The following is a 10,972-nucleotide window of genomic DNA, read 5'->3' as shown; positions in this document are numbered from 1 at the left end:
AGTTTATAAAAAGCGGGACATTTTCTATGTTTTATAAAAAACTACAAAAAGCAGTTGTTTTATGCTGCTTTTTGTAGTTTTTTAAGGTTATGGGCGATGGCGAGAAGACCGGTTTCAATTTCTACTTTCACCTTTCCTCGTAAGAAAAAGCGTTTAAAACTTTTATTGTGCTTGATTTGGGCGAAAACAGGTTCTACGTCGTAACATCGTTGCTTTCTTAAGGCAATTCCCCGTTTGGTATTGAGAAGCCTGAAAATCCTGTTCCTATGTTTTGCAAGTTTGGGATTTGATGCAGACTGGGTAACTTGTTTTGATTTTTGGTCTTTATTAAAGTAATTGTATTTTACATATGCTTTTACTTTTTTCTGTCTTAGAAATTCATAGTTCTCATAGCTTCCGTATCCTGCATCTGCAACAACTTCACCAGGTGGGTGTCCATAATTTTCTTCAAAGCTTTCTATATGCAAGGCCAGGGTCTGGGTATCAGTAGGATTAGGATGGAGGGTATAATGAACAATAAACTGATTCTCGGTAGAAAGCTGCAGATTATAAGCGGGTTTGAGCTGTCCGTTTCGCATATGGTCTTCCTTCATCCTCATAAAAGTAGCATCATGATCCGTTTTACTAAAGCTGTTTCTTCCGGCCAGAATCTTTTCATATGCTTCATATTTCTCCAGATTGTTACGCCAGTTTTTACGGGCATAACCAATCTTCTGGCGAACTTTTGAGGAAATCTTCTTTTTCTTTAAAACAGAATCTATGGTTTGAATGACCTTACTTACTTTTTCTTTATCAATAGATTTAAAAATAACAGGTTCGGTATCTCTAAGTTCTTCCTGAGCAATCTGCTGCGTATAATTCCATAATTCTTCCAGCTGGTGTTCTATTCTTTCCCTGCTTTTCTTCAAAGCTCTTCCCCAGACAAAAGTATAGCGGTTTGCATTGGCTTCTATCTTGGTTCCGTCTACAAAGGTTGTTTTTAAACTAACGTGTCCTTCTTTATGAAGCAGCATCACAATCTGAGTAAAAATATCCCTGATCTGACCTTTGAGTTTATCGCTCCTAAAGCGGTTAAGCGTGTTATGGTCAGGTCTCTGCATTGCTGAAAGCCACATGAAGTAGACATTTTCCTTTAATGCCTGTTCCAGTTTTCTGCTCGAATAAATATTATTGAGATATCCAAAAATCAGAACCTTCAGAAGCATTTTAGGATGATAGCTGGAACTTCCCCCTGATTTATATTCGTTAATCAGGTTGCGGATATCCAATCGGTCTATAACCTCAGAAACCAACCGTACCGGATGATTCTCTTCTATAAAATCTAATAAATTGGGCGGAAACAAAAAGTTTTGTTTGGGATTATAATCTTTAAAGATTACCTTTGATCTACTATGCATACAGCAATTTATGAAAATTGCTGCAATTAGGAAAGTCTCAGACTTTCCTTTTTTTATGATCAATAAAAAAGACTGTCTCACTTTTGAGACAGCCTCTTTTTTATGCTAAATGTAATGCTTGTGAATTATGAAGCTGCCAAAATCTTTAATCTCGGTGTGAATTAGAATTCCGGAGAATTTAAATGGATATTATAACAAGATGATTTTTCAAGTCTTTCATTATTCTCGATTATCTTTAAAATTCGACTTAAAAATTAAGTTAAAAAGCATTCGCCTCTGAAATGAAAACATTAATTAGTTTAATTTGCTATATTTGGGAGTTTTAAAAATTAATAATGATATTTTCACTACAAGGCATTGTTCAGGAACTTACGCCTACTTACGCAGTGATCAACGTTCAGGGCGTTGGTTACTATGTAGGGATCAGCTTAATGACCTCGCAAACCCTTACCACCAATAAGGAAACCTTTCTTTATATTCAGCAGATTATCCGTGAAGATGCTCATTTGCTTTTCGGTTTCAATACCAGATCAGAAAAAGAGATGTTTAATCTGTTAATAAGCGTTAACGGAGTAGGTGCCGTATCTGCCCTTATTTTATTGTCTACTTTAAGCTTAGATGAGATTGCTTCAGCCATCCTCTCGAGGAACAGTGCGCTCATTCAGAAAGCCAAGGGCATCGGTGCCAAAACCGCCGAAAGAATTATTGTAGATCTTAAAGATAAAGTGCAGAAATTCAGCAATCCGGAAGAAAATATTTCTACCCTTGCAAATAATAAAGTAAAGGAAGAATCGTTATCTGCATTAGAAGTTTTAGGCATTCCAAAGAGGATGAGCGAGAAACTTGCAGACAAAATCATCAAGCAGAATCCGGAGATTTCAACAGAAGAACTGGTAAAACAAATTTTAAAAAACATTTAACATTTGGTGGCAAATATTAAGTATTTCAATATATTCTTGCTCCTGTCGTTCATGTGCGTGTCAATAATGACATTTGCGCAGCAAAGACCGGCAGTTAGGGACACGGCAATCATAAAAAAAGACTATCAGCTCGCAGATCCCACGCAGTATGAAGCCTATTACGATATAAAAACCGGAATGTATTACGTATATCCGAAGATCGGAAATACCATTACGGGCCCTCCTACGGCGATGTCTCCCGAAGATTATAAAGAATTTATGATGGCGGAACAGACGAGGGCTTATTATAAAGAAAAATCAGACCGTTACAGCCTGATGTTCCGAAAGGATAAAAGTGATGCAGCCAGAAAAGGATTAATTCCTTCTTTAACGATCAATAACCGTCTTTTTGAAACCTTATTCGGAAGCAATAAAATAGAAATCATTCCTTCAGGATATGTTTCTTTCGACTTCGCAGGTCTTTACCAGAAGATCGATAACCCATTAATCTTACCTCAGAACAGAACGAGTTTTACCTTTGATATTGATCAGAGAATACAGCTTGGTTTGTTGGGGAAAGTAGGAGAAAACCTTCAATTGAAAGCCAATTATGATACCCAGAGCGGTTTCGCTTTTGAAAACAGGATGAACCTCGTATGGCAGGCCAAAGGAAGCTGGAAAGATCTTCAGCAGAAAGGACTTCAGGATGTGGATAAACCCAGTGCGGGGGGAGAAGATAAAATTATTAAAAGAGTAGAATTCGGAAACGTAAATATGCCTCTGGCGACCAGTCTTATACGCGGCTCGCAATCTTTATTCGGGGTAAAAACCGAGTTTCAATTGGGGAAAACGTACGGAACCGTAGTGCTTTCCCAGCAACAGGGGGAAGCCAGAAATATTACCGTTCAGGGTGGAGGAGTTATGAATACGTTTAAACTCAACGCCATTGACTATGAAGACAACCAGCATTACTTCATCGGTCATTATTTTCTGGATACCTATGATAACGCTTTGCTGAATTATCCTCAGATCAACTCAAAAATCAGCATCACCAGAATGGAAGTGTGGGTGCTTGACCAGGGTAACAGCAATCTGCAGTACCAGAAAAGTATCATTGGGGTACGGGATCTTGGTGATGCTCCGGGTGTCCTTCCAAATAATGATCAACCGGGTTTTAACTTGTATTCGGCCGTAAATGCGTTGCCGGGACTGAGGGATGCAAGCACAGCGTACAATGCCATAAAAGGTGCTAATCTTCCGGTAGCTTCCGGCGGGACGGCAACCTATCAGGACGGAGAAGAATTTATCTTTAACAGAAAAGCAAGAAGATTAAATACCAATGAATATATATTACAGCCGCAGTTAGGATACATTTCATTAAACCAGAGATTAAATGACAACCAGCTTTTGGCTGTCTCATTCTCCTATACGGTAAACGGCAGCAATCAGGTGTATAAAGTCGGGGAATTCTCTGAAGAAAGTACCGTATTAATGGCGAAGCTTTTAAAGCCGAATACAACCGTGAAAACCACGTCTCCAATGTGGAACCTGATGATGAAAAACATTTATTCTCTTGATGCGGGACAGGTAAACCAGGACGGATTTATCCTCAATGTTTTATACAGAGATCCGCAGTCAGGAGGTAAGCTGAATTATCTCCCGGTGGCTAATAATCCGCAGGTAAATAATGTTCCTTTAATCAAATTGCTAAACTGGGACCGGCTTAATGCCAATGGTGACCTGCAGACCAATGGAAATACAACCGGTGACGGGATTTTCGATTTTGTGAACGGAATCACCATAAGACCGGAAACGGGAAGGGTAATCTTTACCAAAGTGCAGCCATTTGGTAGCTATATACAGTCAGTCATCGGTAGTAATGATCCGCAGTATGTCTACAATGACCTTTATAATCTGCAGAAGACAGGATCAAATAGTGCTGAAGCAAGCAATTTAGCTCAGCGTTACACTATCGAAGGACGTTATAAAGGAACGCAGGGGCAGGGGATTTCCCTTGGTGCCGTAAATGTTCCGCAGGGTTCTGTAAAAGTTTCCGCAAACGGGGTTCAGCTTACCGAAGGTATTGATTACACGGTGGATTATCTGCTCGGTACGGTAACTATTATCAACGAACAGGTAAAGCAGTCCGGTCAGGCAATTAATATTTCACTGGAAAACCAGCTTACTTTTAATACGCAAAGAAAGCGTTTCTTAGGATTAAACCTCGAAAGAAGATTCAATGAAAACTTTATCCTGGGAGGAACGGTTGTTAATTATTCCGAATCACCGCTTACTCAAAAAGTAAATTACGGACAGGAAGCCGTAAACAATACGATGGCAGGGATCAACTTAATGTACAACAACCAACTGCCGTTCCTTACCAGATTGACAGATAAAATTCCGTTAATAAATACAGAAGCACCTTCTAATCTTAACTTTAAGATGGAGACTGCCTATTTACTTCCGGGTTTAAATAAAGGAATTAATGATCAGTCTTATATCGACGATTTTGAGCAGACAACATCCAGAATCACTTTAAAAGAACCTACGGCATGGAGCCTTGCTTCAAAGCCGGAAAAGAACCAATCTGATCCTCTTTTTGACGGTGCGGGTAAAAATAATGATATCACGGAAGGATATGGAAGAGGACTGTTATCATGGTACAACATTGATCCGAGATTCTGGGGAGTAGGAGGAAGAGCTCCGAACGGTATTACACCGCAATCAGTGTCCAACCACGCTTCAAGGAGGGTGCAGTTTTCCGAAATTTTCAATAACAGGGATTTTGTTGCCGGAGAACAAACCTATACCAATACGTTCGATATTTCATACTATCCTGCAGAAAAAGGACCTTACAACGCCAATCCGGCTGCAGAAAGTACAGCAGATCGATGGGCGGGTATTATGAGACCAATCTCAGTTTCCAACTTTGTAAGTTCGAATATTGAATATGTGGAATTCTGGATGATGGATCCTTATGCAGACGGAAACACGCTGGGTGCCAATCCAAAACTTTTATTACAATTAGGTAACGTCTCCGAAGACATCCTGAAAGATGGACAAATGCAGTATGAAAACGGTTTGCCAACTCCTTCGGTACCATCTACTACCACAAGTTCAAACTGGGGAACCCAGCCGAAGCAGCCACCGATTTTATATGCTTTCTCCAGTGAAGGTGCAGACAGAACAGCTCAGGATTTAGGATACGACGGTTTGAGTTCAGACCAGGAAGCGGCACTTTTTGGAAATACCTTTGTTAACCCCGTTACCAATGTGTCTGATCCTGCTGTGGATGATTTTGTATTTTATATGTCTAATAGTTTCACAGGAAGCCAGGCATCATCAGTTATACAGCGATACAAATATTTCAGAGGGCCCGAAGGAAATTCTCAGAGCAACTCTCTGGAAGTATCTACACAGACTCCGGATTCGGAAGATATTAATAAAGATTATAACTTAGACCAGAGCGAAAGCTACAATCAATATGAAGTGATGCTTGATCAGGGAAGTTTGTCATTAGGCCAGAATAACATTGTTGATGTTAAAACGGTTCAGGCACAGTTCCAGAACGGACAGACCTCTCAGGTAAAATGGTATTTGTTCAGAGTTCCTGTTTCTAAATACGTTACCACTGCAGGAGATGCAGATCCTTCAATCCTTAATAATGTAAGATTCGCAAGATTATTATTAACAGGCTTCGATCAGACATCTACACTAAGGTTCGGAACAATGGATCTTGTAAGATCTGACTGGAGAAAGTATCCGAATAAAATTTTCAGTGAAACGGTAACTTCTCCCGAAGAAGGAACTGCAGGTGGTACAACACTGAACAATAACTTTGAAGTAGGAAGCGTAAATATTGAAGAAAATGCATTGAACCAACCTCCTTATGTACTGCCTCCGGGGATTGACAGGCAGATTCTAAGCGGAAATGCAGGTGCACAAAGACAGAATGAAGCTTCTTTATATATGAAAGCAACGCAATTACATGCTGAAGCGAGAGGGGTGTTTAAGAATACTTCTTTGGATATGAGAAGATATAAAAAATTAAAACTTTTTGTACATGCTCATCATCCTGATCCTAGAAGTAGTGATCTAGCCATTGGACAGATTGATGAGAAAACTAAATTTTTCATTCGTTTAGGAAGTGATGCGACGGATAATTATTACGAATATGAAGCTTCTCTAAAAATTACTCCCGGAACAGCTACCGCACCAATGGAAATTTGGCCTATGGAGAATGATGTTGATTTAAATATTCAGGATTTTGTAGATGCAAAAATCAGAAGAGATAAAAACTTTCCCAACAATATCGTTGGAAGAACAAAAGATAATGTTTTCGATCCAGGAAATACTTTTAAAAGTATTTATATAAAAGGTCGTCCAAGTTTAGGAAATATTACCACTATTGTTTTAGGAATCAGAAATGGAGGAGACAGAACAACTACTGCTATTGACAGAGTTCTCTGGGTTAATGAAATCCGTCTTTCCGAGATCGAAAACGATGGAGGCTATGCTGGAAATGCAAGTTTAAACTTTAATCTTGGAGATTTTGCTACCGTAAATACAAGTGCATCCTATACGTCTGTAGGATTTGGAAATATAGACTCTAAGCCTGCAGAAAGAACACAGTCTACACAATCTGCATTCAGTATCAATACTGCTGTGAATGTCGACAAGTTCCTTCCTGAGAAAAGCGGTGTTAAGATTCCTTTGAATTATTCGTATTCGCAGACGATTGAAGATCCGAAATACAATCCTCTGGATACCGATGTTGAATTCAAAAAAGCAGCTAACCGGGAAGAGCTTAAAAAAGTAGCACGAACCTATACTCAGCAAAGAAGCATTGGCGTTGTGAACATGCGTAAAGAAAGAATGAACCAGAATAGAAAACCAAAATTCTATGATGTGGAAAACCTTTCCGTAACTGCGGTTTACAATGATGATTTCTACAGGGATATTTACACCAAGAGAAATTACAGACAATATCTGAGAGGATATGTTGATTACAACTATACTTTCAAGCCATGGGTGATTCGTCCTTTCAATAAAATGATCAGTGATACGGCAAAATCCACCAAATATCTGAAGTGGGTAAAAGAATTTAATTTTAATCCCGTACCGACGAGATTCTCTTTCAGAACGGAAGTAGACAGAAATTACAACGAATTGGAGTTCCGTAATATCGATGCCATTTTAAGTGGAAACTATGCTGATGATTTCGGGGCCATCAAAAACAGAAACTTCTATTTCGGCTGGCAGTATGGCTTAGGATTTAATTTTACAAAATCCTTAAAACTTGAAATTAATTCTGCTACCAGAACATTAAATGATAATGTTGATGTAAATACCATGGATAATAACTCGATTTTCGGGAACGTATTCAGAGCAGGAAGACCGGTATTATATAACCACAGGGTTCAGCTAAATTACAAACTGCCGTTCCAGTATCTTCCGTATTTAGATTTCATCGACGCTGAATTAAGTTACGGATTTACCTATAACTGGAATGCAAGATCCACCGTTCTTCTGGCAAGTCCTAATGGAAGTCTTGGGTCAATTGGCCAGAATACCAACGTAATTCAGGCAACCGGTTCCGCAGACTTTACCAGGTTCTTCGGGCAGTTCAGCTATTTTAAAAATATTTCTGCAAAACTTCAGAAACGGAAGCAGGAAGTTGATTCATTGAATAATGCCTACACTCAGGCCTGGGAGAAAAACAGATATGCTTATAAGAAATATAAGTTTAAGAACAGGCTCACGCCGCTTCAGAGTATGGCATACTTATTAACGTCAATTAAACAGTTGGATATTAACTATTCCGAAAACAATGGTACTGTTTTACCGGGATTATTGTCAGCGCCTAACTGGTACGGTTACGGTCAGACTTTGGGAGGTCCTACCCTCGGATTCCTTTTGGGTTCTCAAGCGGATATCAGAAGAACTGTTATGGAAAACGGTTGGGTAAGTGATTCTGAGTTTATGACAGATCCGTACGTCCGGATGTCCACCCGGGAGCTCCGTGCCAATTTGCAGGTAATGCCGATGAATGATCTAAGAATTGACATCAGTGCTTTGCACAATTACAACAGAAACTTTACCCATACCGGATTTAATTATGTTGATAGAAGCGATCCGTCGAATCCTGTGCCTAATCCTAATTATACCTTTGCCAACGATATGGTGACCTATTCCAATTCCGTGGTTTTATTAAAAACGGCATTCAAAGACGGCACCGCAATTTATCAGGCCATCAGGGAAAATGCAAGAGCGCTGTCTCAGCAAATGCCGGGTGCATTGGAACCGAATGGATTCAAGGACGGATACGGAATATCAAATGCATATATTCTCATTCCTGCGTTCAGGGCAGCAGTAGAAGGTAAAAGTCCGAAAATGATGACCAATCCTAAAAAAGCAGGGCTTCCGATTCCGAACTGGAAAATTACCTATTCAGGATTAAGAAATATTCCGATTATTAATGGGCAGTTCTCGAAGTTTGACATCCTTCATGCTTACCAGGCAACATATACAGCAACAGGAGTGCAGTCCAGTATAGATTATTTCAATACGCTCAATAATCTCGGTGCAACCCAGAGAGATATCAACGACGATTATATCAATCCGTTTACATTCGCTCAGGTAGGTTACGTAGAAAATTTCTCACCATTGATTGGGGTAGACATGACCATGAGAAATAATATACAGTTTGGACTTCAGTACAACCGACTGAGAACACTGTTGTTAGGATTGGTGAACCATACTTTAACAGAAGATTCAAATAGCGAGTATGTTGTAAGAGTAGGTTACATCATAAGAAACTTCCGACTGGGAATGGCCAACACAGGAGGAAGAGGTAAAGCTAAAGGAACTGACCTGAATATCAGGGGAGATTTTTCCTTGAGAGATAGCAGAACCAGTATAACCAATATCTTATTAGACGATTCGCAGGTTACAGGAGGGCAAAGATTAATGAATATTAAAATATCTGCAGATTACAATGTGTCAGAAAACCTGAACCTGAGAGTATTTTACGAACAGATGACTTCAAAATATAAGATATCAACAGCATTCCCGCTTTCAACTATAAGAGCCGGGATCTCAGCTACATTTACTTTTGGAGATTCAGGAGGATTCTAATTAGAACCAAAATAAATTTACATGTCCTTCAATTTTGGAGGACATTTTTTTATATCCGATATTTGAAGCTTCTGGAATTTTGAATACATTTGTACAAATAAAAAATTAAAAATGAACACACCATCAGAATTAAAGTACACTAAAGATCACGAATGGATTAAGATCGAAGGTAACGTTGCTACAATCGGTATTACGGACTTCGCACAGGGAGAGCTTGGCGATATCGTTTATGTAGATGTAGATACGGTAGATGATGATCTTAACGGAGGAGACGTTTTCGGAAGTGTGGAAGCTGTAAAAACAGTTTCAGACTTATTCTTACCGATTTCAGGAAAAGTGATTGAGTTCAATGCAGAACTAGAAGATCAGCCTGAACTATTAAATTCAGATCCTTACGGAAACGGATGGATTATCAAATTAGAAGTTGCTGAAGGTGCAGATCATTCAGAATTGCTTTCCGCTGAAGAATATCAGGCTATCATTGGATAAAATTTCAAAAATATTTAGTAAGATACTGCCCATTTATTGGGCATTTCTTACTTATATGCTCCTCAAGCCCGGAGAAGAGAACCACGAATATTGGTTTATGTTCAAAGGCATTGATAAGCTTTTACATCTCAGCATTTTTGCAGCACTGGGTTTTTGTTTCATGTCTGCATTCCCGAAGATCAAATTTTACTATTTCATTCAGATTATTCTCATTTACGCTTTCCTTACAGAAATTCTCCAGGAGGAAATGGGCCTTGGCAGATCTATGGAAACCTTAGACATCGTTGCAGATACCGTTGGATGTCTTTTAGGGTACTTTATATATAAGGTGATCATCAAAAGACTTTAGGTAAATTACTTTCTAATCCTCACTTCTCTCAAGCTAGAGGTTTTATTTAGCCTAATTGTCTTGTCCACTCCTACACTAGATCCTCAAACTCTCAAACTCTCTCACTCGTCTGCTGTTTATCAGGAGCTTATTCCGGCTCTCGCTACTCGCTTTTTCTGTTTTATGGGTTGCGGCAGCTTTGCTGCCGCAACCCATAAAACAGAAAAGAGCTCAGACAGGCCGCTTGATCCGGGCTAGGGCAGGGCGTCCCAAAGAGAAAGATGCTCGGGATACCAGTAGCAGCCATCCTAAATAAAACCATCTTTACTATACCATTCCTATCTAATCCATCCATGCCTCTATCATCTATCTATCTATCTATCTATCTATCTATCTTATCATCCATACTATTGCCTTCTTTCCAACCTTCAAGGTTTCCAAAACTCCACCATCAGACATTATTTTATATATTTCTTACAGCCCTGTCTATTGCCATTTCGGCCAAATGATAACTGTGGATAAGTACAGGTAGTAATTTAATCATAAACAAATCAGGAAGTTAAATAAAATACTATCCACAATAGGCAAATTTATCACCTGTAAACTTGTTTTGCATTACAAATACGCCCTATCTTTGCCCCACTGAAAACGGAAGGAAGTAGGTAGCGCAGGAGAGGCCTTAGGGGGCCGGGAATTAAAGCTCTTTTATAGAGATATGGGTC

At 39.2% G+C, this 10,972-nt stretch carries 5 protein-coding genes; 4 read left to right on the top strand and 1 reads right to left on the bottom strand.

What is annotated here, in order from left to right; translation table 11 throughout:
* Positions 1–59 precede the first annotated feature (59 nt).
* Positions 60–1,397 (bottom strand): IS1182 family transposase, encoded by a 1,338-nt coding sequence (locus ACYT6F_RS02770; RefSeq protein WP_472597713.1) that lies wholly within the window; start codon positions 1,395–1,397, stop codon positions 60–62.
* A gap of 335 nt (positions 1,398–1,732) precedes the next feature.
* Here ACYT6F_RS02770 and ruvA point away from each other — a divergent pair, with 335 nt between their 5' ends.
* The 4 genes from ruvA (at position 1,733) to ACYT6F_RS02750 (ending at position 10,271) form a co-directional block, all read left to right on the top strand.
* Positions 1,733–2,317: a Holliday junction branch migration protein RuvA gene (gene ruvA / locus ACYT6F_RS02765; RefSeq protein WP_472599783.1), complete on the top strand. Its 585-nt coding sequence runs from the start codon at positions 1,733–1,735 to the stop codon at positions 2,315–2,317.
* Positions 2,318–2,383: 66 nt separating this feature from the next.
* A complete protein-coding gene (gene sov, locus ACYT6F_RS02760) occupies positions 2,384–9,433 on the top strand; it encodes a T9SS outer membrane translocon Sov/SprA (protein ID WP_472599782.1) in 7,050 nt (2,349 codons plus the stop codon).
* Between the two features lie 111 nt (positions 9,434–9,544).
* A complete protein-coding gene (gene gcvH / locus ACYT6F_RS02755; protein ID WP_472599781.1) occupies positions 9,545–9,922 on the top strand; it encodes a glycine cleavage system protein GcvH in 378 nt (125 codons plus the stop codon).
* A 55-nt stretch (positions 9,923–9,977) separates the two neighbouring features.
* On the top strand, positions 9,978–10,271 hold the full coding sequence (locus ACYT6F_RS02750; protein ID WP_472599780.1) for a VanZ family protein: 294 nt from the start codon (positions 9,978–9,980) through the stop codon (positions 10,269–10,271).
* Positions 10,272–10,972 lie beyond the last annotated feature (701 nt).

The sequence above is a fragment of the Chryseobacterium sp. NG-CE01 genome (genome assembly GCF_055695505.1).
This window is presented reverse-complemented; position numbering and strand designations above follow the sequence as displayed.

Excerpts from the sequence above, each read along its gene's own strand:
- ACYT6F_RS02750 (WP_472599780.1), top strand. The coding sequence starts at position 9,978 with ATGCTCCTCAAGCCCGGAGAAGAGAACCACGAATATTGGTTTATGTTC.
- gcvH (WP_472599781.1), top strand. The coding sequence starts at position 9,545 with ATGAACACACCATCAGAATTAAAGTACACTAAAGATCACGAATGGATT.
- sov (WP_472599782.1), top strand. The coding sequence starts at position 2,384 with ATGACATTTGCGCAGCAAAGACCGGCAGTTAGGGACACGGCAATCATA.
- ruvA (WP_472599783.1), top strand. The coding sequence starts at position 1,733 with ATGATATTTTCACTACAAGGCATTGTTCAGGAACTTACGCCTACTTAC.
- ACYT6F_RS02770 (WP_472597713.1), bottom strand. The coding sequence starts at position 1,397 with ATGCATAGTAGATCAAAGGTAATCTTTAAAGATTATAATCCCAAACAA.